Origin of the sequence: Allokutzneria sp. NRRL B-24872, assembly GCF_002155965.1 — a bacterium.
Classification (GTDB): Bacteria; Actinomycetota; Actinomycetes; order Mycobacteriales; family Pseudonocardiaceae; genus Allokutzneria.
The window spans coordinates 1-26,837 of record NZ_MUMH01000123.1; the positions used below are offsets into that span (position 1 = coordinate 1).

Here is a 26,837-nt window from a genome sequence, read left to right on the forward strand (position 1 = left end):
CCCGTTTGGTGCGTTGAGCGCGCTGAACGGGTCGTTTGGTGCGTTCAAGTACCTGAAGGGGTCGTTCAGGGCTCAACGCCGGGGGTTTGGGGTGGTTGAAGACCTCGTGGGTGGGGGTTGGGGGTTCTTGAAGACTGGTGAACCCCCTGGCTGGCGTGGTGGTGGCCGCGAGCGTGAGCGGGGATGCGCCCAGAGGCCCTGTGCGCTTGGCGGGCGGCCTCGTTGAGCGCAACGATCGACATCGGGGGGACCCCCTGGCGTGCGAAAGCCACCCTCGCCCGGGGTTCGAGCGTTGTGGCTACTTGTTGCGCGGGGGAGCGCTCTCGAATCGCAATGAGTTGCCACAACGTGAAGGGCGGCCACACGGAGAGGGCTAGAGGAGGGCGTTCACGGCGGCGGGGGCGAAGACGGCGTCGGCGGTGAGGCCCGCCAGGCCGACGAGGGCCGCGGAGTCGCCGAGGCGGGCGGGGGCGATCTCGCGGAGGCCGCGCAGGGCCACGGGGTGGGCGGCGTCGAGCACGGCGGCGCGGGCGGCGGCGACGAACTCGGGCAGGGCGCCGATGGGGCCGCCGAGGCGGACCTGCTGGGGGTTGATGATGCTGACGACGGTGGCGAGCACTCCGCCGAGGAGGTGGCCCGCTTCGGTGACGAGCGCGACGGCCTCGGGGCGGCCCTGCTCCACCTGGCGGACGACGTCGAGGAGCGTGCGCGCGCCGCTGGAGCGCAGTCGGCGGATCAGCGCGCGACCGCTGGCGGCGGCGGCGAGGCAGCCGGTGCGCCCGCAGCTGCACCGCTCCTGGTGCGAGGCGAGCTTGACGTGGCCGATCTCGCCCGCGCTGCCGGTGACGCCGCGATAGGGGCGGCGGCCGAACACGACACCGCTGCCGATGCCGGTGGCGACCTTCACGCCGAGCAGCGTGGTCGAGGGCGCGCCGTCGGCCAGGTGCTCGCCGAAGGCAAGGGCGTTGGCGTCGTTCTCCACGAGCACGGGCACGTCGAGCTGGGCGGCGAGCGTGTCGTGCACCCACGTGCCGGACCAGCCGGGCATCGTCGGCGGGGCGGTGTTCGCGCCGGAGGTCGGATCGACCTGGCCGGGGACGCCGACGGCCACCGCGCAGAAGTCGTTGGCGCGCCCGGTTTCGGCGAGCAGTTCGCGGCCGAGGGAGAGGACCTGCTGTAGGACCACGTCGGGGTCCTGGCGCGTGGACAGGCGCCGCGTGGCGTGCACGGTCGCGGTGAGGTCGGCGACGGCGACGGTCACGTGGCTGACGCCGATGTCGGCGACCACGGCGCACCGGCCGACCTCGTCGGCGGCGAGCAGTTCGGCGCGGCGACCTCCGCTGGAGGCCTGGTGGCCGACGGTGCGCAGGAGCTTCAGCCTGCCGAGCGCGTCCAGCCGTTCCACCATGGTGGCGCGCGAGAGCCCGACCCTGGCCTGGAGCTCCTGCCGGGTCATCGGGCCGCCCCTGCGCAGCACCTCCAGGACGTGGCCGGGTGAGGCCGGTCCGGCCGGGAGGGCGTTGACGTCCACCTGCACACCACCTATCTTGAGCCACCCGCACTTATGTCTAGCATCTAGACGGAAGTCACGAGGAGGTGACTGTGGCCGAACGAGGCACGCTGTCCCGCAGGGGGCTGCTGCGCGGAGCGCTCGCCACGGGGGCCGCGTCGCTGCTCGCCGGCTGCACCGGGTTCGCCACCTCCGGCACCTCGGGGCTGACGTTCCTGTCGACGCAGTTCACCCCGCTGGACGAGGCGGAGCGCTTCCGGGCGTTGCTGCGCAAGGCCTTCGACGGCGACGTCGGCTACGTGACCAGCGATCCGGGGCCCTTCACCACGCAGGTCCGCAGCCAGGTCGACGCGGGCGCGGTCCGGGCGAGCGTGATCGGCGGGCTGCACGGCGACCTCGCCCCGCTCGCGCCCAACCACCTCGAAGACCTGACCGACATCGTCTCCGACTTCAGCTCGCTGGGCTGGCCGCCGGAGTACCTGGAGCTGGCGCGCGCGGGCACGAACCGGACCTGGTACGTGCCGTGGGCGCAGGCGAGCTACGTGCTCGCGGCGCACGTGGACGCCCTGCAACACCTGCCTTCCGGTGCCAACGCCGAAGATCTCAGCTACGACCAGCTGCTGGACTGGGCGATCACGGCCAGGCGCGCCAACAACAACCGCCCGGTGCTGGGCCTGCCCGGCGGACCGAAGGGACTGCTGCACCGCTTCTTCCAGGGCTACCTGCTGCCGTCCTTCACCGGCGGGCAGATCACCACGTTCCGCTCGCCGGAGGCCGTCACCGCCTGGGAGTACATGCGCGAGCTGTGGCGCAACTGCGTGCCCGCCAGCACGAACTACGCCCAGATGCAGGAGCCGATGGAGGCGGGTGAGGTGACGGTGGGCTGGGATCACGTGTCCCGCTTGGTCAACGCGCCCCGGCGAGAGCCGGACAGGTGGCGGATGATGCCCGCGCCGAGCGGCCCCAAGGGGCGCGGCTACATGGCGGTGCTGACCGGCCTGGCCATCCCCAAGGGCGCGCCGGACCAGGACCGCGCGCGCAGGCTGATCGCCGCGCTCAGTCGAGCCGAGACACAGGTGGACCTGTTGCGCGCGAACGCCTTCTTTCCCACCGTCCGCACTCCGATCCCGGACGACCTGCCGCCCGCGATCAGGCTGGAGGCGGGTGCGGTGGCCCGGCAGCGCGAGTCCAAGGGCGCGATCCTGTCGCTGCCGCCGGTCGGTCTCGGCAGCCGGGAGGGCGAGCTGAGCAAGGTCTTCCGCGACTGCTTCGAGACGATCGTGCTCAAGGGCGGCAACGCGAGGTCCACAGTGGACGCTCAGGCGCGCGTGGTCAACCAGCTGCTCGCCGACGCCAAGGTTCCTTGCTGGGCGCCAGATCCGCGTGGCGCCGGCATCTGCGAGGTGAGCTGAGATGACCACCGTGGCTCAGAAGAAGCGCCTCGGTCTGTCACCGTGGCTGCTGCTCGCGCCGTCCACCGTGCTGCTGGTGCTGCTCTTCGGCTGGCCGCTCGTGCAGGGCGTGCTCGCCGCGTTCCAGGACGAGGGCGGGGCCTTCACGCTGGCGAACTGGCAGCGGCTCTTCGGCGACCCGTACTTCGGCGAGGCGTTGCTGAACACCTTGCTGCTCATCGTGATCGTCGTGCCGATCCAACTCGTGCTGTCGGTCGGCATGACGCTGCTCATCCAGTCGAAGCCGAAGCTCGCCGGGCTGCACTTCTACATCTGGGCCATCCCGCTGGCGATCTCCGACCTCGCGGCGGGCCTGGTGTGGCTGACCGTGTTCGCCGATCGCGGCTACCTGAACTCGCTGCTGATCGGGCTCGGGCTGTCGGAGAACGGGATCGCCTGGCTCGACTACGACAACCCCACCACGATGCTGCTCGCGGTGGTGGTCGCGGAGATCTGGCGGGCGACCTCGATGGTCTTCGTGATCGTCGTCGCGGGCGTGCAGATGATGCCGCCGGACTACGACGAAGCCGCTCAGGTCTTCGGCGCCTCCGCGTGGCAGCGCCTGTGGCACGTCACGCTCCCGCTGCTCAAGCCGAGCCTCCAGGTGGCGCTGATCCTGCGCACGATCCTTGCCCTGCAAGCGTTCGCGGTCGCTCAGGCGCTGACAGGGCGCAACTTCCCGCTGCTGGTGGGGGAGACCTACCAGTGGTACGTCAACCTCCAGAACCCGGCGGTGGCGAGCGCGGTCGCGCTGGTGATCCTCGCGCTCTCGCTCGGAACCGCGATCCTCTACATGCGCGCGCTGCGCCAGCCCTCCTCGGGAGGCGCCCGATGACGCGTCCCGCCATCGACCTCGCCCCGCTGCGCAGGCGCAAGCGGCAGCGCGTGCTCGTTCAACTCGCCTGCACCGCGATCTCCGCGTTCATGCTGTTGCCGATCGTGCTGATCGGGTTGTCCGCGCTGTCCTCGCGCACGGCGCTCACCGAGTTCCCGAAACCGCTGCTGCCCAGCGAGTTCTCCACCGAGAGCATCAGCGGCTTCGTCGGCGGAGCCGGAGTGGTCCCCGCGTTCGGCAACTCCGTGCTGGCCGGGCTGTACACGGTGGCGCTGTCGTTGCTGCTCGGCGCTCCGGCGGGCTACGCGCTCTCCCGCGTCGCCTTCCGAGGTCGCGACGCCTACCAGGTGCTCATCCTGCTGGTCCGCGCGTTGCCGATCGTCGTGCTCTCCGTGCCGCTGGCCACGATGTTCCTGCGCGTGGGCGTCGACGACACGGTCTTCGCGGTCACGCTGGTGCACACCGCGCTCGCGCTGCCCACGACGATCCTGATCACCGCGAGCATCTTCGTCGGCGTTCCCAAGGACGTCGAGGAGGCCGCGCTGATCTTCGGCTGCACCCCGGGCCAGGCGATGCGCCGCGTCGTGCTGCCCATGGCGCTGCCGGGGCTCGCCGCGTCCTCGGTGTTCACCTTCGTGTTGTCCTGGAACGAAGTTCTCGGCGCGACCGTGCTGACGCTGGGGCACCGCACGCTGCCAGCGCAGGTGCTGTCGTCGCTGGCCGACTCGCCCAACGCCTACCGCTTCGCGGGCGGTTTCGTGCTGGTCCTGCCCGCGCTGCTGTTCATCTTCGTCGTGCGCCGCTACCTGCTGAACATGTGGGGAACGACCCTTCGCTGAGCCGCACCCGACCCACCGAGACGAGAGCACGCTATGGCCGAGATCGAACTGCACAACCTGGTCAAGACCTATCCCGGCGGCACCACCAGGGCCACCGACGACGTGAGCCTGCACGTCGCCGACGGCGAGTTCATGGTGCTGCTCGGCCCGTCCGGCTGCGGCAAGACCACGTTGCTGCGCATGGTCGCCGGCCTGGAGCTGCCCGACGGCGGGCAGGTCGTCATCGGCGGCAAGGACGTCACCTACCTGGAGCCGCGCAAGCGCAACCTGTCCATGGTGTTCCAGTCCTACGCGGTGTTCCCGCACCGCAAGGTCGGCGACAACATCGGCTTCGGGTTGCGGATGCGTGGCGTTGACGCGGACGAGATCAAACGGAAGGTCGCGTGGGCGGCCGACCTGCTCCAGCTCACGCCGTACCTGGACCGCTACCCCGCCAAGCTCTCCGGCGGCCAGCGGCAGCGCGTCGCGGTGGCGCGGGCCATCGTGATGGACGCCGAGGTCCTGTTGATGGACGAGCCACTGTCCAATTTGGACGCTCTGCTGCGGCTGTCCTTCCGCGCGGAGCTGAAGAAGCTCGTCGCGGAGCTGGGCACGACCACGCTCTACGTGACCCACGACCAGGTGGAGGCGCTGTCGCTGGGCGATCGCGTCGCGGTGATGCGCCAGGGCCGGATCGCCCAGTGCGACGCGCCGACCACGGTCTACGACCTCCCGGCCGAGGAGTTCGTCGGCGGGTTCATCGGCAGCCCGCCGATGAACTTCCTCACCGGGACCGTCGTCGCGGGCGGCGACGGCGCCCTCCTGCTCGACCTCGGCGCGCACGGCGTCCCCGTTCCGGTCGCCCTGAGCAGCTACGAAGGCCGCCAGCTCCGCCTCGGCGTGCGCCCGGAGGCCTTCGCGGTCGGCGCTTCCGGCGCGCTCGCGGCCGAGCTGGAGGTGTTCGAGCCGCTGGGCTCCTCGGTGCTGCTGACCCTGTCGCTGGCCGGGCACCAGCTCAAGGTGCAGGCGCCGCCGACCTTCCGCGCCGAAGCGGGCGAGAGCCTGCGGCTGAGCCTGCCCGCTGACCAGTGCCGTTGGTACGACCCGGAAACACACCTGCTGCTGGAGACCACGTGACCGTCGTTTCACCCGCCACCGATCACTCCACGGCGTGGGCCGACCGCCAAGAACTGCCACCGCACCTGCTCGCCGCGCGGGCCGCATATGTGTTGCGCGGCAACGACACCGGCTCACTGGTGACCGCCGCGCCGCGGTTGTACCCGCACATGTGGAGCTGGGACGCGGCGTTCATCTCGGTCGGCCTCGCGCACCTGGACGTCGGGCGCGCGGTCGCCGAGCTGGACACCCTGCTCGCGGCCCAGTGGCGCGGCGGGATGCTGCCGCACATCGTCTTCACCGAGGGCGGCGCCGACGACTACTTCCCCGGGCCGCAGCGCTGGGGCGCCCACGAGCTGAGCCCGGACGCGCCGCGGGGCGTGCGCACGTCCGGGATCTGCCAGCCGCCCGCGCACGCGATCGCGGTGGGACGGCTGCTGGAGATCGCCAGGCGCGGCGGCGCGCTCGACCGGGCCACCGCCGAGGACTTCGTGCGCCGGTCCTGGCCGAAGCTGCACGCCTGGCACTGCTGGCTGGCCGAGCACCGCGACCCGGGCGGCGACGGCCTGCTCGCGGTCGTGCACGGCTGGGAGTCCGGGATGGACAACTCGCCGCGCTGGGACTCCGCCTACGCGGGCGTGCGCCCGGGCGCGGACCTGCCGCCGTACGTGCGGCGCGACCTGCGGCTGGTCGCCGACGCCGGGATGCGGCCCTCCGACGAGGAGTACGACCGCTACCTGTGGCTGGTCGAGGAGATGCGCCGGGTCGACTACGACCCCGACCGCGTCGTGGCCACCTCCAGCTTCCTCGTCGGCGACGTGTTCCTGACCGCGATCTTCGCGATGGCCTGCGACGTGCTCGCCGAGCTGGGCGAGGAGTTCGGCCAGCCCGCCGAGCGGATCGCGGAGCTGGAGGGCTGGGCCGCGCGCGCCCGCGCCGCCGTCGCCGCGACCGCGGACCCGGCGACCGGGCTGGCCAGGGACCGCGACTTCCGCGCGGGCACGTGGAGCGGCACCCGCACCATGGCCGGCTTCGCCCCGCTGCTGTGCGGCGGGCTGGACCGCACGGCTGAGCTCGCTCTTCTGTCCACTTTGGACGGTCCGGAGTGGTGCGGGAACCCCGGGCTGGCCGCCGGGCTGGTGCCCTCCACCTCGCCCGCCGACGAGGCCTTCCGCCCCCGGCAGTACTGGCGCGGGCCGCAGTGGCCGGTGATGGGCTGGCTCTTCGGCTGGTCCTTCGCGCGGCGCGGCTGGGCCGAGCGCGCCGAGCGGCACCGCGCCGAGGGGCTGCGGCTGTGCTCGGACGGGGCCTTCGCCGAGTACTACCATCCGCTGACCGGCGAGCCGCTGGGTAGCCTCGACCAGTCCTGGACGGCCGCCGTCGTGCTCGACTGGCTCTGCTGAAACGCTAGATCGTGTGAACGAGCGGTGGATGCGTCACGGAGAGCGCAGGGCTATGTTCGGGCGCCGATGGGAATCCGCTGTGTCGCCCATCACGTGAACAGGGCCGATGCGCACCTCTCCGGAGAGGTCGACAGGCTGTTCGCCCTGTTCAGCCGGTGAACCGGCAAGGCCGCCCGATCGGCCGAAGGCATTCGGGCATATCTCCGTAGACTTGCCGACGGCCAGGCAGACCAACTCCCACGAGGAGGGAAACGGTGACGCTGCTCGACTCCGTGCGGGGCCCCGCCGACCTGAAGCGACTGACCCACGAGGAGATGGTGACCCTCGCGGGGGAGATCAGGGCGTTCCTGGTCGACAAGGTCTCCCGCACCGGCGGCCACCTCGGCCCGAACCTGGGAGCCGTGGAGCTGACGCTGGCAGCGCACCGCGTCTTCGACTCGCCGCACGACCCGATCCTGTTCGACACCGGGCACCAGTCCTACGTGCACAAGATCGTCACCGGGCGGCAGGACTTCGGCGCGCTCCGGCAGAAGGGCGGACTCTCCGGCTACCCCTCGCGGGCCGAGAGCGAGCACGACTTCATCGAGAACAGCCACGCCTCCACCGTGCTGTCCTACGCGGACGGCCTCGCCAAGGCGTTCCAGCTGCGCGACACCCGCAGGCACGTGGTGGCGCTGGTCGGCGACGGCGCGCTCACCGGCGGCATGTGCTGGGAGGCGCTGAACAACATCGCCGGGGACAAGACCCGGCCGGTGGTGATCATCGTCAACGACAACGGCCGCTCGTACTCGCCGACCATCGGCGGTTTCGCCGACCACATGGCGACCCTGCGGCTGCGCCCCGGCTACGAGAAGCTGCTGGAGGACGGCAAGCGCACGCTGCAGAACATGCCCGTCGTCGGCAAGCCGGTGTACGCGGCGCTGCACGCGGCCAAGCGCGGCATCAAGGACGCGCTCAGCCCCCAGGTGATGTTCGAGGACCTCGGCCTGAAGTACTTCGGCCCGGTCAACGGCCACGACATCGTCGCCGTCGAGGCGGCGCTGGAGCGGGCGAAGGCCTTCGGCGGCCCGGTGATCGTGCACGCGGTGACCCGCAAGGGCATGGGCTACGCGCACGCCGAGAACCACGAGGCCGAGCAGATGCACGCCATCGACGTCATCGACCCGGAGACCGGCCTGCCCACCAAGGTGGCCAAGCCGGGCTGGACCTCGGTGTTCTCCGACGAGATCGTCCGGATCGGCGCGGAGCGCGAGGACGTGGTGGCGATCACCGCCGCCATGCTCGGCCCGACCGGCCTGGAGAAGTTCGCGCAAGCCTTCCCGACCCGCTGCTACGACGTGGGCATCGCTGAGCAGCACGCGATGACCTCGGCCGCGGGCCTGGCCATGGGCGGCATGCACCCGGTGTTCGCGGTGTACTCGACCTTCCTCAACCGCGCCTTCGACCAGCTGCTGATGGACGTGGCGCTGCACAAGCAGGGCGTCACCGTGGTGCTCGACCGCGCCGGTGTGACCGGCTCGGACGGCGCCAGCCACAACGGCATGTGGGACCTGTCGATCCTCGGCGTGATCCCCGGCATCCGGATCGCCGTCCCGCGCGACGCGATCAGCCTGCGCGAGCAGCTGCGCGAGGCCGTCGAGGTCAAGGACGCGCCCACCGTGCTGCGCTACCCCAAGGGCGCGGTCATCCAGGAGGTGCCCGCGCTGGAGCGCCACGGCGCCGTCGACGTCCTGCACCGGCCTTCCGCCGACGAGGGCAAGGACGTGCTCCTGGTCGCCGTCGGGGCCTTCGGCCAGCTTGCCGTCGACGCGGCGCGCAGGCTCTCCGACCAGGGCATCGGCGTGACCGTGGTGGACCCGCGCTGGGTGATGCCGGTGCCGCAGGAGCTCATCGAGCTGGCCGGGGAGCACCGCATGGTGGTCACGGTCGAGGACGGCGGCCGGCACGGCGGCGTCGGCTGGGCGCTCGCGGCGACCATGCGCGACGCCGGGCTGGTCATGCCCATGCGGGACCTGGCCATCCCCAACCGGTTCCTGGACCACGCCTCGCGCGACCAGGTCCTCGCCGAGCTGGGTCTCACCGCGCAGGACGTCGCCCGCCAGGTCACCGAGTGGGCATCGGAGTACGACCCGGCGCACACCGAGGTGCCGGAGCAGAAGCTGAAGAAGGCATGAGAAGTCCGCTCGGAGGTTCGAATTCGAACCTCCGAGCGGACCTCCGCCCACCCACCTGTGGCACCGTGGACATGTGCGAATCCTGGTGGTAGAAGACGAACAGCCGCTTGCCGACGCCATCGCGCGCGGACTGCGCCGCGAGGGCATGGCGGTCGACGTCGCCTACGACGGTGAGTCCGGGCACGAGAAGGTCAGCGTCACCCGCTACGACGTCGTCGTGCTCGACCGCGACCTGCCCGGCATGTCCGGCGACGAGCTGTGCCGCGAGATCGTCGGCTCCGACGCGCTGAGCCGCGTGCTCATGCTGACCGCCAGCGGCGCGGTGGAGGACCGGGTCTCCGGGCTGTCCCTGGGCGCCGACGACTACCTCGCCAAGCCCTTCGCCTTCCCCGAGCTGGTCGCGCGCGTCCGCGCGCTCGGCCGCCGCGCCACCCCCGCGACGCCGCCCGTGCTCACCGCAGGGGACCTCGTGCTCGACCCGGCCAAGCGCCGGATCACCCGCTCCGGCAGGCCCGTCGAGCTGACCCGCAAGGAGTTCGGCGTGCTGGAGGTGCTGCTCTCCGCGGGCGGCAAGGTGGTGAGCAGCGAGGAGCTGCTGGAGCGCGTCTGGGACGAGAACGCCGACCCGTTCACCACGACGGTCCGGGTGACGGTGATGACCCTGCGCAAGAAGCTCGGCGAGCCTGGCATCATCGACACCGTCGTCGGCTCCGGTTACCGGGTGCCGGACGCGGCCCAGAGCGCTGGAGCCGTTTAGGGCGTGACTTGACGATGGTCTCACCGCGTCCCGTGCAGGCTGCGGTCACCGTCGTGGTTGAGAGAGGTCATGCGTCGTCGAGGTCCCGGCCTGCGAGTGCGGCTCACGCTGCTCGCCACGGTGCTCGTCGCCGGGGTCAGCGCGCTGCTGCTGTGGCTCGGCTGGATGCTCGTCGGCAACGTCGTCGGCAACGCGCCGAGCCTGCCGCAGGGCTCCACGGTCACCGTCCAGGGCCGGGAGCTGACCCCCGACCAGTTCTCCGCGCTGCTCAGCGAGCGTGCTCGCGAGGAGGTCCTGGACGTCGGTGTGATCGCGTTCCTGTGCGTGGTCGCGGCGACGGCGCTGCTGGTGTGGACGCTCAGCGACCGCGTGCTCCGGCCGTTGCAGGAGGTCACGCACGCGGCGCGGCGGCTGTCCGCCGAGTCCCTCGGCGAGCGCATCGAGCTGACCGGTCCGCGTGATGAGGTCGCCGACCTCGCCGACACCTTCGACGAGATGCTGGACCGCCTCCAGGCGTCCTTCGAGGCGCAGCGGCGCTTCGTCGCCAACGCCTCGCACGAGCTGCGGACCCCGCTGGCCGTCGTGCGCACCGAGCTGGACGTGACGCTGTCCGACCCCGACGCCGACACCGAGGAGCTGCGCCGCATGGCCGGGGTCGTCCGCCAGGCGACCCTGCGCGCGGAGCAGCTGGTGGAGGGCCTGCTGCTGCTCGCCAAGACCGATGGCGGCGGGCTGGCCGTGCGCGAGGCCGTCGACCTCACCGTGCTCGTCACCAGCGCTTGGCACGCCGTCCGCGCCGAGGCTGCTCAGCGCGGCCTCGACGTCACCATGGACACCCGCCCGGAGCTGGTCGTCGGTGACCCCGCGCTGTTGGAACGCGTCGCGGGCAACCTGCTGGAGAACGCGGTGCGGCACAACGTCGACCACGGCTGGATCAAGGTCTCCGTCGGCGAGCACGAGGGCCGCATCCGCCTCGCCGTCGCCTCCTCCGGCCCCGAACTGCCCGCCGCCCAGGTCCCCGAGCTCTTCGAGCCGTTCCGGCGCGGCGGCCGGGCCAGGACCGCCAAGCACGGCGCCGGCCTCGGCCTCTCCATCGTCCGCGCCGTCGTCAACGCCCACGGCGGCGACGTCCAGGCCGACCCCGTCCCCGGCGGCGGCCTCGCCGTCCGCGTCGACCTCCCCACCGCCCCCGCCGCCCTCTCGTTTGAGCCCTGAACGACCCCTTCAGGTACTTGAACGCACCAAACGACCCGTTCAGGTCTCCCGACAACGCACCAAACGACCCGTTCAGGGCTCCCGACAACGCACCAAACGACCCGTTCAGTGCGCTCAACGCACCAAACGGGTCGTTCAGGGCTTCACCACCTCAATGACTCGTTCATGTGGTTGAACGGACTGAACGAGTCATTGAGGTGGTTGGACGTGCTGAACGAGTCATTCAGCAACTTGAACGCACTGAATGAGTCATTCAGGGACAACCCACCACCTGGACAAAGTGTCTGAGCTGGACGTAGTGTCCAGCGCGTGGATGAGCGGGTGGAGCGGTACGGGCCTGCGTGTGCGGCGGTGGCCGCGCTGCTGAGCCCCCACGCCGAAGTGGTGTTGCACGATCCGGCCGAGGACGTGGTGCTCGCGGTGTGGAACCCGTTCTCCGGGCGCGCGGCGGGGGACCCGTCGCTGCTCGGCGAGCTGGACGAGCTGGAGCCCGGCGCGGACGGCGTGCTCGGGCCGTACCCGAAGGTGCTGGCCGACGGGCGGACGCTGACGTCGGTGACCGCGCTCCTGCGTGAGCCCGACGCGGTGATGTGCGTCAACCTCGACCGCGGCCCGTTCGAGCAGGCCGCCGCGTTGCTCTCCGCCTTCGCCGCCCCTGCGAGGCCCCGGCCGGAGCCGTTGTTCGAACACGACTGGTTCGACCGCGTGAACGGAGTCGTGGGCTCAGCGGTGCGACAGCGCGGACCCGTGCAGCGGTGGGGAAAAGCCGAACGCCTCGCGGTTCTGTCCGAATTGGACAGTGCTGGCGTGTTCGCCGTCCGCCGTGCCGCGCCCGAAGTCGCGCGAGCGCTCCAAGTGTCCCGTTCCACCGTGTACGCCCTGCTCGCCGAACTCCGTGGGGAGAAGTCATGACAGCGCTGCCCGCCTTCAAGTTGGAGGCGTTCTTCTCGCGGTGGGAGTTCACCGCCCGCTACCACCTCAGCGCCTCCGACGCGCAGACCACGTCCATGGCCGAGCTGGTCGCGATGGCTGATGACGGGGACCGCGCGGCCTGGGAGAACCTGGACCTGGGCTATACGCAGACCTACGGGGACCCGTTGCTGCGCAAGGCGATCGCCGAGACCTTCGAGCACGCCGACGCGGAGCACGTGATCACCTTCGCCGGAGCGCAGGAGGGCGTGCTGCTCGGCCTCCAAGTGCTCTTGGGGTCAGAGGACCACGCCGTTGTCGTCACGCCGTGCTACCAGTCGGCCGAGACGATCGCGCTGTCGCTGTGCGAGGTCACCGGTGTGGCGCTGCGCCCGGAGAACGACTGGGCGCTCGACCTGGACGAGCTGACCGCCGCGCTCCGCCCGAGCACGCGTGTCGTGTACATCAACTTCCCGAACAACCCCACGGGAAAGCTGCTGTCCCACAAGGACTTCGCTGCCGTCGTGGAGCTGTGCGACTCGCGCGGGATCGTGCTGTTCAGCGACGAGGTCCACAGAGGACTGGAAATCGACCCCGCGCGAACCCTGGCGCAGGCGGCGGATCTGTCACCGAGGGCCATGTCGCTCGGCGTGACGTCGAAGGCGCTCGGCCTGCCGGGACTCCGAGTCGGCTGGATCGTGTGCCGGGACAAGGACGTTCTCGCCCGCCTCGAACGCGCGAAGCACTACACGACGATCTGCACGAGCGCGCCGAGCGAAGTCCTCGCCCGCATCGCGATCAAGGCGCGCGGCCGGCTGCTGACCAGGAACCGCGAGCTGGTCGCGAAGAACCTCCAGATCTTCGGCGACTTCTTCGCGGCCTTCGACGACCTCTTCGAGTGGTCGGCGCCGGAGGGCGGCTGCGTGGCCTTCCCGCGTTACCTTGGCGCGCAGGGGATCGAGGAGTTCTGCGGACGGCTCGTCGAGGAGACCGGCGTGCTGCTCGTGCCGTCGACGATCTTCTCCTCCGAGCTGACCCCGGTGCCGGTCGACCGCTTCCGCGTCGGCGTCGGAAGGTCCGACCCCGAGCCCGCGCTGGCCGCGTTCGCTCAGTGGCTCAAGGGCTCTGCCGGGTTGCTCAGATAAGCCTGGCGCAGCAAGGAGTTCAGCTCATCGTCCACGATGAACTCCACCTCGTCGACCGACGAGATGGGCTGCGTGGCGATGGCCTCGTTGGTGGCGAAGGCGGACTGGAACGACGGCAGGTCCTCCAGCGTCAGCTTCCGCAGCTCCACCGGAACACCCATGCTGCGCAAACCCTTGCACACCAGGTGGATCGACACCCCCGGCAGTGCGGGCGCCGTGGGCAGCACGACGCGCGAGCCGTCGTAGAAGCCGACGTTCCACAACGTTCCCTCGGAGATGTGCCCGGAGCGGTTGACGAACAGCGCGTCGTCGTAGCCCGCGAGCCGCGCCAACCTCCGCTGCAACAACAACCCGAAGGTGCCGACGTGCTTTACCTGCGGCAGATCCCGTTCGTACACAACGGATCTGACGTGCATCGCCGAGTCGGGCCACGGCGCCGCCGGACGAACCGTGACCAGTGTCGTCGGCGCCACGATGTTGTCCAAAGTGGACATCGAGACCTCGGGTGAGAACACGTTCACCCTGACGTTCAACGCTTCCGCGCGCTCGCCCAGCTCCGCGCGGATCGCGGCCTTCACCGCCTCCGCGTCCACGCCCTCGCCGAACACCAGCCGCGCGTCGCGGTCCAGCCGCTCCAGGTGCAGCCCCAGCCCGCGAACCCGGCCACCCTCCGCCCGCATCGACGTGAAGTGGCCGTAGTTGAAGACCGCGATCGTCCGCGCCGCATCCACGCCGTCGAGGATCAGTGCAGCTTGGAGAGGTCGACCGACACGGCGAACGGCGTCGCGACGCCCAAGTTGTCCACGTGCGCCCCGGTCGACTGGTATGTCCTGGTCGTGAGGTCGAGTTGATAGGTGAACACTGTCAGCGCGCTCCGGTGATACTCAACGCGCCAGAAGTGCTCGATCCCCGACGCCGCGTACTCAGCGGGCTTGTCGATCTGGTCGGCGGTCACCGAGCCCGGAGACATGATTTCGACGAGCAACAGGCAGTGCTCAGATCGTAGCACCACGTCGTAAGGCAGGTGGGCGTCGTAGACCACGATGTCGGGGCGTCGGTTGAGCAGTGGAACATCTCGTAGGCGCAGGTCCACGTCGGTGTCCACCGCATAGTTTTCGCCACACGCCTCTTCCAAGAGGTTCGCCAGGCGGCGGGCGATCGTCTGGTGCGGGCGGCGAGGGGCGGGGTTCACGACGATGGCTCCGTCAACGATCTCGATCCGGCGGCAGACCTCCTCAGGAAGTGCCTCGTAGTCGGCAACGGTCAGTCCGTCGGAGTGCTGGACCAACCAGTCGGACAGCGCGGTCATCGAGACCCCCTCTCATGGAGTGCCGCCCAGCGTAGCGGAGCCGCGGTCCGGCGGTAACGCCCCAACCAGCGAAAAGCCCGGTCCGCAAGGGCGAACCGGGCTTTCACGCGGGGGACTGGACAGGCCCTAGTCCGGGACGCTGGCCACGCCGGGGGCGAGGAAGCGCGATCCGGTGACCTTCTCCGAGATGCCGGAGCGGTCCAGGTACGGGGTGATGCCGCCGAGCCAGAACGGCCAGCCGGCGCCGAGGACCATGCACAGGTCGATGTCCTGCGCCTCGGCCACCACGCCCTCGTCGAGCATGATCTTGATTTCCTCGGCGAGCGCCTCCAGCGCGCGCGCCTTGACCTGCTCGCCGGTCAGGGGGCTGTCGCCGAGCTTCCACAGCGCGGCGACCTCGGGGTCCACGCTCTGCTTGCCCTGCGCGTCCCACTGCCACACGGCGGTCTTGCCAGCGGCCACGAACGCCTTCATGTTCTCGCTGACGGTGAAGCGCTCGGGGAACGCCGCGTGCATCGTCTCCGACACGTGCAGCGCCACCGCGGAACCGACCAGCTGCAACAGGATCAGCGGGCTCATCGGCAGGCCGAGCGGCTCGGTGGAGCGGTCGGCCACCTCGAACGGGGTGCCCTCGTCGACGGAGGAGAGCACCTCGCCCATGAAGCGGGTGAGCAGCCGGTTGACCACGAACGACGGCGCGTCCTTGACCAGCACGCAGGACTTCTTCAGCTGCTTGCCGGTGGCGAAGGCCGTGGCGAGCGTGGCGTCGTCGGTCTGGTCGGCGCGCACGATCTCCAGCAGCGGCATCACCGCGACGGGGTTGAAGAAGTGGAAACCGACGACCCGCTCGGGGTGCGCCAGCTTCGAGGCCATCTCGGTGATCGACAGCGAGGAGGTGTTGGTCGCCAGCACGCACTCGGCGGAGACGTGCTCCTCCAGCTCGGCGAACACCTGCTGCTTCACACCGAGGTCCTCGAAGACGGCCTCGATCACGAAGTCGGCGTCAGCGAAGGCGGCCTTGTCCAGCGAGCCGCTGACCAGCGCCTTGAGCCGGTTGGCCTCGTCGGGCGACACGCGGCCCTTGCCGAGCAGCTTGTCGACCTCGCCGTGCACGTAGCCGACGCCCTTGTCCAGGCGCGCCTGGTCGATGTCGGTCAGCACGACGGGCACGTGCAGGCGGCGGGCGAACAGCAGCGCCATCTGCCCGGCCATCAGGCCCGCGCCGACCACGCCGACCTTGGTCACCTTGCGGGCCAAGGATTTGTCCGGCGCGCCGACCGGGCGCTTGGCCCGCTTCTGCACGAGGTTGAACGAGTACAGCCCGGCGCGCAGCTCATCGCTGAGCAGCAGGTCGGCCAGTGCCTCGTCCTCGGCGGCGAAGCCGCGGTCGAGGTCGTTCTCGCGAGCCAGCTCCAGCAGCTCCAGCGCCTTCAGCGGGCCCGGAGCGGCACCACGGGTCTTGCCGTCCACGATCGCCTTGCCGCGCGCCAGCGCGGCGTCCCAGCCCGCGCCGCGGTCGATCTCCGCGCGCTCGGGCGTGACGGCCCCGGAAGCCACGCGGGCCGCCCAGAGCAGCGACCGCTCCAGGTAGTCGGCGGAGTCGAACAGCTCGTCGAAGATGCCGAGGTCCTTGGCCTGCTTCGGCTTGAGCATCCGGTTCTGGTTGAGCGCGTTCTCCAGGATCACCGTCACGGCCTTGTCCGGGCCGATCAGGTTGGGCAGCAGCTGCGTGCCGCCCCACGCCGGGACCAGCCCGAGGAAGCACTCCGGCAGCGAGATCGCCGCCGCGTTGGACGACACGGTCCGGTAGTGGCAGTGCAGCGCGATCTCCAGGCCGCCGCCCATGGCCGCGCCGTTGACGAAGGCGAAGGTCGGCACCGAGGAGTCGCGCAGGCGGCGGAACACCGCGTGCCCGAGCTGCCCGACGCCCAACGCCTGCTCGCGGCCCTCGACCTTGACGACGCCGGTCAGATCCGCGCCGACGGCGAAGACGAAGGGCTTGCCGGTGACCGCGATCGCGGCGGGCGAGCCCGCGAAGGCCACGTCCAGCGCCTCGTTCAGGCTGGCCAGCCCGCCGGGGCCGAACGTGGACGGCTTGGTGTGGTCGAAGCCGTTGTCCAGGGTGATCAGCGCGAGCCTGCCGTCGAGGCCCGGCACGTCGACGAACTTGGTGACCGCCTTCGTCACGACCTCGTTGGGGTCGGCGACCGCCGTGACCCCGGCCGCGGTGACCGTGGTTGCCTCGCTCACTTCGACTCCCCCTGCCAGTGCGGGTTCTCCCAGATGACGGTCCCGCCCATGCCGATGCCGATGCACATGGTGGTGATGCCGTAGCGCACGTCGGGGCGCTCGGCGAAGTGCCGCGAGAGCTGGGTCATCAACCGCACGCCCGAGGACGCCAGCGGGTGGCCGCAGGCGATCGCGCCGCCCCACGGGTTGACCCTGGGGTCGTCGTCGGCGATGCCGAAGTGGTCGAGGAAGGCCAGCACCTGGACCGCGAACGCCTCGTTGACCTCGAACAGGCCGATGTCGGAGATGGACAGCCCGGTGCGCTCCAGCGCCTTCTCCGTGGCCGGGACCGGCCCGACGCCCATGACCTCGGGGTCCACGCCCGCGAAGGCGTAGCCCACCAGGCGCATGCCGACCGGCAGGCCCAGCTCGCGCGCGGTGGCCTCGTCGGCCAGCACGCAGGCGGTCGCGCCGTCGTTGAGCCCGGCCGCGTTGCCCGCGGTCACGCGCCCGTGCGGGCGGAACGGGGTCTTGAGCGCGGCCAGCGTCTCCACGGTGGTGCCGGGGCGCGGCGGCTCGTCAGCGCCCGCCAGGCCCCAGCCCTGCTCGGCGGAGCGGGTGGCGACCGGGACCAGGTCCTCCGCGATCTTGCCCGCCTGGTGCGCCTCGTCGTAGCGCGCCTGCGACAGGGCCGCGTAGCGGTCGGCCCGTGCCTTGTCGATGTGCGGGAAGCGGTCGTGCAGGTTCTCCGCGGTCTGGCCCATGACCAGCGCGGAGGTGTCCACGATCTTGTCGGCCAGGAAGCGCGGGTTCGGGTCGACGCCCTCGCCCATCGGGTGGCGGCCCATGTGCTCGACGCCGCCCGCGATGGCCACGTCGTAGGCGCCGAAGGCGATCCCGCCGGCGACCGAGGTCACCGCGGTCATCGCGCCCGCGCACATCCGGTCGATGGAGTACCCGGGCACCGAGCGCGGCAGCCCGGCGAGCAGCGCGGCGGTCCGGCCCAGCGTCAGGCCCTGGTCGCCGATCTGCGTGGTGGCGGCGATGGCCACCTCGTCGACGCGCTCCGGCGGCAGCTCCGGGTGCCGCCGCAGCAGTTCGCGAATGACCTTGACGACGAGGTCGTCGGCGCGGGTCTCGGCGTACATGCCCTTCGGACCGGCCTTGCCGAACGGCGTGCGCACGCCGTCGACGAAGACCACGTCCCGAACGGCGCGCCCCGCGGTGGCAGGTGCGGCCACGGCGTGCTCCTCACTCGGTGTGGAACTTCGGAGAAACTCTTCAAGAGGACTGCGAGGCCGCATTACCGGCCGGTAACCGCCACTCTAGCGGGCGCTACCGGCCGGTAACCACTGGCGTGCACCTGTCTGCTCGATCACAGCTCAGGAGCTGGCGGGTTCCGCCCGCAACGCGGTCACGAGCAGGCCGGAGGTCAGCCCGATCTGCCAGTTCCGCGCGCCACCCTTGGTCAGCGCCTCCCGCACGGCGTCCTCGGTGGCCTCGGCGGGCGGCTGCCAGCACAGCCTGCGCACCAGTTCCGGCTGGAGCATGTTCTCCACCGGCATCCGCAGCTCCTTGGCGCGCTCGGTCAGCGCGCCGCGCGCGGCCTGCAACCGCGCCGCGGCGGCCGGGTCGCGCTCGGCCCAGCGGTTCGGCGGCGGCGGGCCGTCGTGCGGGGGAGAGGGATCGGGCAGCTCGGTCTTGGGCAGCTCGCGTGCTTCGCGCAGCGCGCCCGCCCAGATGTCCACCTGGCGCCGCTGGGCGCGTCCCCGGAACACGGGCAGCCCCAGCAGCTCCCGCTCGCTCGGCGGGTCGTTCAGGGCCGCTTCCACGATCGCGGCGTCCGGCAGCACCCGGCCCGGGGCGATGTCGCGCTGCCGCGCCAGACCGTCGCGCGCCTGCCACAGCGACCTGGCCGCCGCGTACTGGCGGGGCGAGCGCAGCTTGTGGATGCCGGAGGTGCGGCGCCACGGCTCCGCGCGCGGACCGGGCGGGGGCGCGGTGCGCACCGCCTCGAACTCCTCCAGCGCCCAGTCCAGCTTGTCCTGGGCGATGAGCTCCTTCTCCAGACGATTGCGCAGCTCGACGAGCAGCTCCACGTCCAGCGCCGCGTAGGAGAGCCATTCCTCCGGCAGCGGCCTGCGCGACCAGTCCGCGGCGCCGTGGCCCTTCTCCAAGCGGTAGCCCAGCAGCCGCTCGACCAGTGCGCCCAGCGCGACCCGCTCGAAGCCGCACAGCCGCCCGGCCAGCTCGGTGTCGAAGAGCCCACCGGGGCGCAGGTCCAGCTCGGCGAGGCAGGGCAGGTCCTGCGAGGCGGCGTGCAGCACCCAGTCGGCGCCGTTGATCAGCTCGCCCAGCAGGTCGATGTCCCTGCCCAGCGGGATCGGGTCCACCAGGACCGACCCGGCGCCCTCGCGCCGCAGCTGCACCAGGTAGGCCCGTTGCGAGTAGCGGTAGCCGGAGGCGCGTTCGGTGTCCACGGCGTACGGGCCGTGCCCGGCGGCGAGCTTGGCGACCGCCGCACGCAGCGCGGGCAGCGTTTCGACCACCGGGGGCACCCCCTCCGCCGGCCGGGTCAGCGGCACCGGTTCGGCGGCGGGCGATGCTGGGTCTGAGGAGAGCGCGGGTGAGCCTGAATCCACGCCGTAAGACCTTATGCGCCCGACCGGTCGGTCAGCAGCGGGAGACTCAAAGCTCTGAGGTGTTTCCGGGCAGGAATCATCCACAGATGTCCTTCACCCCGCCGACGGCGACGGTCGCCGGACTCCGCCACGGGTGTGCGGCCCGTGTCAGGAGTACCCGGAAAACCCCAGGTGAAGTGGTGTGGACATGAAGACGAGCGAGACCTCGCACGCACCGCGCGTACGGTACGAGGTCACGCCGTCGTCGACCTGGTACCGGGCACGTGAAGATCGGTGAATCACGTGCCCGGCCAGGCGTGTCTTGCCCTCCCCCTCGCCGAGGGGTTCAGCGGATCACGCCGGCCCGCATGGCCAGCGCAACCATCTGTGCTCTGTCACCGGTGCCCAGCTTGCGCCCTATCCGCGACAGGTGAGACTTCACCGTGAGCGCCGACAGGTTGAGTGCCTCGCCGATCTCCTTGTTCGATCGGCCATCGGCAACCAGCTGCAGAACCTCGACCTCACGCGCGGAGAGTTCCCGCGGCGTGTTGTCCGTACCGGGAACCCGGGTTCCGGCCGCGAGGACCGGAGCCACACTGGGATCGGCATAGACGCCGCCCTCGAGGACCCTGCGCACCCCGTCGGTGACCACCATCGGTGAGGCCGACTTCAGCAGGTAGGCCTGTGCGCCTGCCTGGAAGGCGGCCCGTACCGCGTACGGGTCGTCGGAGGATGCCAGGACCACGATTCGAGGCCAGCCCTGGGCACGGAGTTCCGTGACCAGGTCGATGCCACTCCCGTCCGGGAGCCCGAGGTCGAGGATCGCGAGGTCGCACGGACCCGTGGCGAGCGCGCGCGCCCTCGCCTCGGCCACCGATGCGGCCTCGTGCACCGTGCCGGCTCCCATCTGCATGAGTCGGGCCGCGATGGCCTCCCTCAGCAGTGGGTGGTCATCGACCACCAGCACCGAAAACAGCTCTTCCCGCGGGTGCGGGACCATGTTCGCCGGCATGGTGCCGGCTGGCGTGGTACGAACGGCCTGTCCTAAGCCGACGGCAGCCACGTCACTACCTCCCTGGAGTCGGTCGTGCCCCCCGACCGGCACCGGGACTTTCGACCGATCGGCCGCGCCACCGATCCACCGAAAGTGGTGTCGTCGGAGGCAGCGTAGCCGCCCGAGAGGGTAAGCGGGACGATCAATTGGGTATCTGTCCCGATCGGGGTGTGACTTTGCTGCACTCTGATCACACGATCGGGGGTTCCCGGCGGGGGTGGTTAACGTCTCGCCGCGATCGAGCGAATACAAGGAGTTGTGGTGCTAGCAGGGCAGGCCCGGACCACGTCGCGAGAGCTCCTGCGGGCGGCTCCGGTGCTCGACGGGCACAACGATCTCCCCTGGGCACTGCGCAAGATCGCCCAGGACGACACGATCGCCGCGGCGGCCGTTCTGGACCTCTCGGTGGAGCAGACCGCCACCCACACCGACATCGCGCGGCTGCGCAGGGGCGGCGTCGGCGGGCAGTTCTGGTCGGTCTACGTCCCGTGCGGGTACACAGGTCACAGTGCGGTCACGGCCGTGCTGGAGCAGATCGAACTGGTGCACGACCTCGCCGCCCGCTACCCGGACGACCTCCGCATCGCGCTCACCGCTCACGAGGTGGAGACGGCGATGGCCGACGGGAAGGTTGCATCGCTCCTCGGCGCGGAGGGCGGGCACTGCATCGCGGAGTCCCTCGGGGCGCTGCGCGCGCTGTACCGCCTGGGCGTGCGCTACATGACGCTCACCCACAACGACAACGTCCCGTGGGCCGACTCCGCCACCGACGAGCCCGCCGTGGGCGGACTGAGCGACTTCGGCCGCGACGTGGTCCGCGAGATGAACCGCCTCGGCATGCTGGTCGACCTCTCCCACGTGGCGCCGTCGACCATGCGCGACGCACTGGACACCTCGGTCGCCCCGGTGATCTTCAGCCACTCCTCCTGCCGCGCGGTCGCCGACCACGTGCGCAACGTGCCCGACGACGTGCTGTCCCGGCTCGCGGGCAACGGCGGCGTCTGCATGGTCACCTTCGTGCCGAAGTTCGTCTCCGAGGAGCGCGCCGCCTGGGACGACGCCCTGCGCGACGAGCTGTCGGCGGCCGGGCAGGACCCGTCTGACGACGCGGTCTGGGCGGCCGGTCTGCGCTCGCGCGCCGCTCGAGCGCCTCGGCCCGAGGTCACCATCGACACGATCGTCAAGCACGTCGAGCACGCCCGTGAGGTCGCGGGCATCGACCACATCGGCCTCGGCGGCGACTACGACGGCGTCGGCGAACTCCCCGTTGGCCTTGAGGACGTTTCCGGGTACCCGGCACTGATCGCCGCGCTGCTCGAACGCTCCTGGAGCACGGAGGACTGCGCCAAGCTCACCTCGCGCAATGCCCTCCGCGTCCTCCGCGACGCCGAGCACATCGCCACCAAGCTCTGACCCCTCACGTCTGCCAATGCCGCGTTTGGTCCGTTGAAGTAGCTGAATGACTCGTTCAGCACGCTCAACCACCTGAATGACTCGTTCAGTCCGTTCAACCACATGAACGAGTCATTGAGGTGGTGAAGCCCTGAACGACCCGTTTGGTGCGTTGAGCGCGCTGAACGGGTCGTTTGGTGCGTTGAAGTACCTGAAGGGGTCGTTCAGGGCTTCAGCAGTTGGCCTTGCGTTGGCCGAAGAGGGTGACGCCTGCGGGGGGAAGGCCGGCGGCGCTGGCGAGGAGTTCGCAGAAGGCGAGGCCGTGCGGGGCCAGGCGGGTGTCGACGGCGGTCCACGAGCCGCGCAGTTCGAGGTCGTGGGTGTGGGTGGGGCCGGCGATGTCGCCGAAGCGGGCGGAGGAGGTCTGGGTGACGGTGCCGCCGAGCGCCGTCCACTCCGCGCCGGAGGTCTCGAGGGCGTCGGTCAGCCAGGACCAGCCGACCTCGGGCAGCAGCGGGTCGCCGGCCAGCTCGGTGTCGAGCTCCGCGCGGACCAGCACCACCAGCCGGAGCACTCCGTCCCACGCCTGGGCGCCGTCGGGGTCGTGCAGCAGCACCAGCCTGCCGGTCGCCAGCTCACCGGCGGGGCCGTCCACCTCCGCGCTGAGCGCGTACGCCCAGGGCGCCAGGCGTTGCGGTGCCTTGACCTCGCTGACGTCCATCTCGGGCCGCGGCTGCACCGACCGCAATGCGGCCACCGCCTCCCGGAAAACCTCGGGCTCCGCCGCTATCCCGGTCACGCGATCGACTCTAGGGCGCGAGCGAGCACGACGGCCGTAGGCCACGCCGGGGACCGGGCGTGGGACCATAACGGGGCGATGACAACTCCAAGTGCGGTCTCCGCCCGCCGAGACCTTTCCCAGGCACCACTGCTGGTCGCCGCGCGTGGCGGCGCGCCGGCGCACACGCCCGTCTGGTTCATGCGCCAGGCCGGCCGCTCCCTCCCGGAGTACCGCGAGGTCCGCAAGGGCACCGCGATGCTGGAGGCGTGCATGACGCCGGACCTGGTCTGCGAGATCACCATGCAGCCCATCCGCAGGCACGGCGTGGACGCGGCGATCCTGTTCAGCGACATCGTGGTCCCGCTCGCGGCAGCGGGCATCGGCGTGGAGATCGTCGCCGGGGTCGGCCCGGTCGTCGCCGACCCGGTGCGCACGGTCGCCGACGTCGCGGCGCTGCCGAAGCTCGAGCTCGACCAGGTCGCCCCGGTCGCGGACGCCGTGCGCCTGCTGACCGCCGAGCTGGGCGAGACGCCGCTGATCGGCTTCGCGGGCGCGCCGTTCACGCTGGCCTCCTACCTCATCGAGGGCGGGCCGAGCCGCAACCACGAGCGCACCAAGGCGCTCATGCACTCCGACCCCGACACCTGGCACGCGCTGCTGGGCGCGCTTGCGGACATCGCGGCGACCTTCCTACGCGCGCAGCTGGACGCCGGGGTGGACGCGGTGCAGCTGTTCGACTCGTGGGCGGGCGCGCTGTCGGAGCGGGACTACCGCGAGTTCGTGCTGCCGCACTCCACGCGGGTGCTCGGCGAGCTGGCCGAGGCGGGCGTGCCGCGCGTGCACTTCGGCGTGGGCACGGGTGAACTGCTGCCCGCGATGCGCGAGGCCGGGGCCGACGTGGTCGGCGTCGACTGGCGCATCCCGCTGGACGAGGCGGTCCGCCGCTTGGTCGCCGCAGCGCCGGAGCAGCCCGCTCCGGTCGTCCAGGGCAACCTCGACCCCGCGCTGCTCACCGCTGAGTGGGACGCGCTGGAGCGCGAGGTCCGCCGCATCCACGCCGAGGGCAAGGCGGCGCGCGGGCACATCTTCAACCTGGGCCACGGCGTGCTGCCGGACACCGATCCCACGGTGATCACCCGGGTCGTCGAACTGATCCACTCGCTGTAGGTCGGCGGATGCGCGTCGGGGTTGTCGGAGGCGGCGTCGCGGGGCTGACGGCTGCCTACGAAGTGCGGCGCCAGCTCGGCGACGCGGTGTCGATCACCGTGTTCGAGCAGGCCGACCGCGTCGGCGGCAAGCTGCGCACGGTGGAGCTGGCCGGGCGGCGCGTCGACGTGGGCGCCGAAGCTTTCGTGAGCCGTCGCCCGGAGGCGTTCGACCTGGTCGCGGAGCTGGGGCTGGCTTCGGAGCTGGTGCACCCGGCGACCGGTGTCGCGCCCGCCGTGCACGCCGGTGGCCGGACGGTCGGGCTCCCGCCCAGGACGTTCCTCGGCGTACCGGCCGACCCGGCGAAGCTGTCGTCGGTGCTCTCCGCCGAAGGAGCCGCCTTGGCCGCCGCCGAGGCCGAGCTGCCGCCGGTGGAGTGGGGTGCCGGGGACGCGTCCGTGGGACGGCTGCTGTCCGAGCGGTTCGGGCGCGAGGTCGTCCAGCGGCTGGTCGAGCCCCTGCTCGGCGGGGTCTACGCGGGCCGCGCTGACGATCTTGGAGTGCGGGCGACGATGACGCCGCTGGCCGACGCGCTCGACCGCGGAGCGACCTCGCTGACCGCCGCCGCGAACGCCGCTGTGGGACCTCCGCCCGCGCCCGGGACGACGCGCCCGCCGGTGTTCGGCACGCTGCGCGGTGGACTCGGCGGGCTGACCGACGCCCTCGCCGCGCACGCCGGCGCCGAGATCCTGGACCGCACCACCGTGCGCGCGCTGCACCGCACGCCGACCGGCTGGCGCGTGGAGACCGGCCCCGCGTCTTCGCCGGAGTTCTTCGAGTTCGACGCGGTGGTGGTCGCGGTGCCGAGCCCCGCCGCGCGCAAGCTGTTCGAGCCCATCTCACCCGGAGCCGCGGCGGCCTTCGCGCTGGTCGACGTGGCGTCCATGGCGGTGATCTCGCTCGCGCTGCCGCCGGGCACCGAGCTGCCGCGGACCTCCGGGAACCTGATCGCGCTGGGGGAGCGGCACGCCGACGGCACGCCCTTCACCGCGAAGGCGTTCACCTACTCCAGCCGCAAGTGGTCGCACCTCGCGGGCGATGCGGTGTTGCTGAGGGCCTCGGTCGGCCGCTACGGCGAGGTGGAGACCTTGCAGCGGGAGGACTCCGAGCTGGTCACGGCCGTGCTCGCCGATCTCGCGGAGCTGTCCGGCGTCACGGTGAAGCCCGTCGACGTGGTGGTTCAGCGCTGGGGTGGCGGGCTGCCCCAGTACGGCGTCGGACACCTGGACGCGGTCGCGAAGATCCACGGCGCCGTCGCCGAGCTGCCGGGCTTGGCGGTGGCCGGGGCCGTGCTGGCGGGTGTGGGCGTGCCCGCGTGCGTCCTCACCGGCAGGCAAGCCGCGACCCGGGTGGTGGAGCACCTCCGGGCCGGTGCGACCATGGATGCATGGCGCGCCTGAACTACAACGAGCTGAACGACACGATTCGCTACACGATGTGGTCGGTGTTCTCCTTCCCGGCCGGGCAGCTGTCTGGTCACGAGAAGGCAGCCGAGGAGGCGCAGCACTTCTTCGACGCCCTGGAGGACAAGGGCGACGTGGTGGTGCGCGGCGTCTACGACCTCGCCGGCCTGCGCGCCGACGCGGACTTCATGATCTGGTGGCACGCCGAGGAGATCGAGCCGCTCCAGGCCGCCTACACCGACTTCCGCCGCACCATGGTCGGCCGCGTCGCCAAGCCGGTGTGGAGCAACGTCGCGTTGCACCGCCCCGCGGAGTTCAACAAGAGCCACATCCCGGCCTTCCTCGCCGGTGAGGACCCGCGCCGCTACGTGTGCGTCTACCCGTTCGTCCGCTCCTACGACTGGTACCTGCTGCCGGACGAGGAGCGTCGCAAGATGCTCGCCGACCACGGCAAGGCCGCGCGCGACTACCCGGACGTCCGCGCGAACACCGTCGCGTCCTTCGCGCTCGGCGACTACGAGTGGATCTTGGCGTTCGAGGCGGACGAGCTGCACCGCATCGTCGACCTGATGTGGCACATGCGCGGCACCGAGGCCCGGCGCCACGTGCGCGAGGAGATCCCGTTCTACACCGGCACCCGGACGCCGGTGCAGGAGCTCGTCCGCAACCTGCCCTGACGGTGAAGCGCTCCCCGCTCCAACGTGTGCCCGTCGTGGGGCTGGTCCTCGCCGCCCTGACGGGATGGTGTGCCCGGCGCAGTCACCGCGCTCTGCCGAGAGTGCTGTGGTGGGCGCTGAGCGTGGTGTTCGGCTGGTTCGGCGCGGCGGGGCTCGTCGCGTCCTGGTGGGTGTACGAGGCGTCGGAGCTGCGGCGCTGGCGGTGGCTGTCCGAGCTGCTTCCCTTGCGGCTGCGGCGTTATCTCGTCGTCGCGCCCAGGGACATGGAGTTCGGCCCCGAGCTGCGCGAGGTCACCGGCAGCGCCCACGTCACCGTCGTGCCGCCGGAGTCCGAGCGCGAGTGGACCGTCCACAAAGGACTGGACGCGGTGCTCGTGGTGTTCGCCGCCGACGATCTGCCCGAGCCCGCCGACCGGGAGCGCTTCTTCGAACAGGCCCGCAGGACGCTGCGCGAGGACGGCCGGATCGTGGTGGTGGAGCAGCACCGCGGCCCCGCCACCACCGCCGTCTTCGGCCCCGTCGCGTGGCGGTTGCCCCCGCGCACCGAGTGGGAACGCGCCGCCACCGCCGCCGGCCTGCGCCTCGTCGCCGCGCGCCGCGTGACCCCCTTCGTCACCGGCCTCGCCTTCACCCCGCTCACGCATCCCCGCCGCTGACGCTCCGCTCTCCGCCAATGCCGCGTTTGGTCCGTTGAACGTGCTGAATGACTCGTTCAGTCCGTTGAACCACATGAACGAGTCATTCAGTGCGTTCAACGGACCAAACGCGGCATTGGCGTGGGGGCGGAGAGCTAGGGCTTGAGGTCGGAGAGGGTGGGGAAGGCGGAGATGTC

23 protein-coding genes are annotated in these 26,837 nt (G+C 71.2%); 15 read left to right on the forward strand and 8 right to left on the reverse strand.

The features are described 5' to 3' along the window. Window positions 1–373: 373 nt before the first annotated feature. Window positions 374–1,531 carry an ROK family protein gene (locus tag CCN37_RS28205; RefSeq protein ID WP_246843361.1) on the reverse strand — a complete coding sequence of 386 codons (1,158 nt, stop codon included), beginning with the start codon at window positions 1,529–1,531 and terminating at the stop codon, window positions 374–376. A gap of 71 nt (window positions 1,532–1,602) precedes the next feature. Here CCN37_RS28205 and CCN37_RS28210 point away from each other — a divergent pair, with 71 nt between their 5' ends. The 10 genes from CCN37_RS28210 to CCN37_RS28255 all read left to right on the forward strand — a co-directional run bounded on the left by CCN37_RS28210 (window position 1,603) and on the right by CCN37_RS28255 (window position 13,333). Continuing rightward, window positions 1,603–2,922 carry an ABC transporter substrate-binding protein gene (locus CCN37_RS28210; protein ID WP_210408239.1) on the forward strand — a complete coding sequence of 440 codons (1,320 nt, stop codon included), beginning with the start codon at window positions 1,603–1,605 and terminating at the stop codon, window positions 2,920–2,922. A 1-nt stretch (window position 2,923) separates the two neighbouring features. After that, window positions 2,924–3,796: a carbohydrate ABC transporter permease gene (locus CCN37_RS28215; RefSeq protein ID WP_086826553.1), complete on the forward strand. Its 873-nt coding sequence runs from the start codon at window positions 2,924–2,926 to the stop codon at window positions 3,794–3,796. Beyond that, window positions 3,793–4,635 (forward strand): carbohydrate ABC transporter permease, encoded by an 843-nt coding sequence (locus CCN37_RS28220; protein WP_086826555.1) that lies wholly within the window; start codon window positions 3,793–3,795, stop codon window positions 4,633–4,635. Before CCN37_RS28215 ends, CCN37_RS28220 begins: the two co-directional genes overlap by 4 nt. A 33-nt stretch (window positions 4,636–4,668) precedes the next feature. After that, window positions 4,669–5,751 carry an ABC transporter ATP-binding protein gene (locus CCN37_RS28225; RefSeq protein ID WP_086826557.1) on the forward strand — a complete coding sequence of 361 codons (1,083 nt, stop codon included), beginning with the start codon at window positions 4,669–4,671 and terminating at the stop codon, window positions 5,749–5,751. Beyond that, on the forward strand, window positions 5,748–7,133 hold the full coding sequence (locus CCN37_RS28230; RefSeq protein ID WP_371505117.1) for a glycogen debranching protein: 1,386 nt from the start codon (window positions 5,748–5,750) through the stop codon (window positions 7,131–7,133). Before CCN37_RS28225 ends, CCN37_RS28230 begins: the two co-directional genes overlap by 4 nt. Before the next feature lie 254 nt (window positions 7,134–7,387). Continuing rightward, window positions 7,388–9,307 carry a 1-deoxy-D-xylulose-5-phosphate synthase gene (gene dxs / locus CCN37_RS28235; protein WP_086826559.1) on the forward strand — a complete coding sequence of 640 codons (1,920 nt, stop codon included), beginning with the start codon at window positions 7,388–7,390 and terminating at the stop codon, window positions 9,305–9,307. A 73-nt stretch (window positions 9,308–9,380) separates the two neighbouring features. Beyond that, entirely contained in the window at window positions 9,381–10,064 is a 684-nt protein-coding gene (locus tag CCN37_RS28240; protein ID WP_086826562.1) for a response regulator transcription factor, read from the forward strand. Window positions 10,065–10,133: 69 nt separating this feature from the next. Then, window positions 10,134–11,279, forward strand: coding sequence for a cell wall metabolism sensor histidine kinase WalK (locus CCN37_RS28245; protein WP_086826564.1), 1,146 nt, complete (start codon window positions 10,134–10,136; stop codon window positions 11,277–11,279). 309 nt (window positions 11,280–11,588) lie between these two features. Then, a complete protein-coding gene (locus CCN37_RS28250) occupies window positions 11,589–12,191 on the forward strand; it encodes a transcriptional regulator (RefSeq protein ID WP_086826566.1) in 603 nt (200 codons plus the stop codon). Then, window positions 12,188–13,333 (forward strand): aminotransferase class I/II-fold pyridoxal phosphate-dependent enzyme, encoded by a 1,146-nt coding sequence (locus CCN37_RS28255; protein ID WP_086826569.1) that lies wholly within the window; start codon window positions 12,188–12,190, stop codon window positions 13,331–13,333. The genes CCN37_RS28250 and CCN37_RS28255 overlap by 4 nt, the downstream gene beginning before the upstream one ends. Here CCN37_RS28255 and CCN37_RS28260 read toward each other — a convergent pair. The 6 genes from CCN37_RS28260 to CCN37_RS28285 form a co-directional block, all read right to left on the reverse strand. Beyond that, on the reverse strand, window positions 13,297–14,064 hold the full coding sequence (locus tag CCN37_RS28260) for an aminotransferase class IV (protein ID WP_210408240.1): 768 nt from the start codon (window positions 14,062–14,064) through the stop codon (window positions 13,297–13,299). The two genes, CCN37_RS28255 and CCN37_RS28260, sit on opposite strands and share 37 nt — an antisense overlap. A gap of 11 nt (window positions 14,065–14,075) precedes the next feature. Next, on the reverse strand, window positions 14,076–14,642 hold the full coding sequence (locus CCN37_RS28265; RefSeq protein ID WP_086826573.1) for a Uma2 family endonuclease: 567 nt from the start codon (window positions 14,640–14,642) through the stop codon (window positions 14,076–14,078). A 126-nt stretch (window positions 14,643–14,768) separates the two neighbouring features. Next, window positions 14,769–16,892 carry a 3-hydroxyacyl-CoA dehydrogenase NAD-binding domain-containing protein gene (locus tag CCN37_RS28270; protein WP_086826575.1) on the reverse strand — a complete coding sequence of 708 codons (2,124 nt, stop codon included), beginning with the start codon at window positions 16,890–16,892 and terminating at the stop codon, window positions 14,769–14,771. Then, window positions 16,889–18,112, reverse strand: coding sequence for a thiolase family protein (locus CCN37_RS28275; RefSeq protein WP_246843362.1), 1,224 nt, complete (start codon window positions 18,110–18,112; stop codon window positions 16,889–16,891). Before CCN37_RS28275 ends, CCN37_RS28270 begins: the two co-directional genes overlap by 4 nt. Window positions 18,113–18,253: 141 nt before the next feature. Then, window positions 18,254–19,513, reverse strand: a complete 1,260-nt coding sequence (locus CCN37_RS28280) for an HRDC domain-containing protein (RefSeq protein ID WP_168200898.1) — start codon at window positions 19,511–19,513, stop codon at window positions 18,254–18,256. Between the two features lie 325 nt (window positions 19,514–19,838). Further along, window positions 19,839–20,504 (reverse strand): response regulator transcription factor, encoded by a 666-nt coding sequence (locus tag CCN37_RS28285; protein ID WP_172806562.1) that lies wholly within the window; start codon window positions 20,502–20,504, stop codon window positions 19,839–19,841. Between the two features lie 303 nt (window positions 20,505–20,807). Between CCN37_RS28285 and CCN37_RS28290 the strand changes: the two genes are divergently transcribed. Continuing rightward, the gene (locus tag CCN37_RS28290) at window positions 20,808–21,959 is read left to right on the forward strand and encodes a dipeptidase (RefSeq protein ID WP_086826597.1); all 1,152 of its coding nucleotides are present in this window, start codon (window positions 20,808–20,810) and stop codon (window positions 21,957–21,959) included. A 211-nt stretch (window positions 21,960–22,170) separates the two neighbouring features. On the opposite strand, the gene CCN37_RS28295 is transcribed toward CCN37_RS28290, so the two are convergent. Next, the gene (locus CCN37_RS28295; RefSeq protein WP_168200899.1) at window positions 22,171–22,737 is read right to left on the reverse strand and encodes a DUF3000 domain-containing protein; all 567 of its coding nucleotides are present in this window, start codon (window positions 22,735–22,737) and stop codon (window positions 22,171–22,173) included. A gap of 78 nt (window positions 22,738–22,815) precedes the next feature. Between CCN37_RS28295 and hemE the strand changes: the two genes are divergently transcribed. From hemE to CCN37_RS28315, 4 genes are read left to right on the forward strand one after another with little or no spacing between them, the layout of a single operon-like run. Beyond that, entirely contained in the window at window positions 22,816–23,886 is a 1,071-nt protein-coding gene (gene hemE, locus CCN37_RS28300) for a uroporphyrinogen decarboxylase (RefSeq protein ID WP_086826581.1), read from the forward strand. Between the two features lie 8 nt (window positions 23,887–23,894). Next, the gene (gene hemG / locus CCN37_RS28305; RefSeq protein WP_086826583.1) at window positions 23,895–25,325 is read left to right on the forward strand and encodes a protoporphyrinogen oxidase; all 1,431 of its coding nucleotides are present in this window, start codon (window positions 23,895–23,897) and stop codon (window positions 25,323–25,325) included. Continuing rightward, entirely contained in the window at window positions 25,313–26,005 is a 693-nt protein-coding gene (gene hemQ / locus CCN37_RS28310; protein ID WP_086826585.1) for a hydrogen peroxide-dependent heme synthase, read from the forward strand. Before hemG ends, hemQ begins: the two co-directional genes overlap by 13 nt. A gap of 2 nt (window positions 26,006–26,007) precedes the next feature. Continuing rightward, window positions 26,008–26,661 (forward strand): hypothetical protein, encoded by a 654-nt coding sequence (locus CCN37_RS28315; protein ID WP_143261851.1) that lies wholly within the window; start codon window positions 26,008–26,010, stop codon window positions 26,659–26,661. Window positions 26,662–26,837 lie beyond the last annotated feature (176 nt).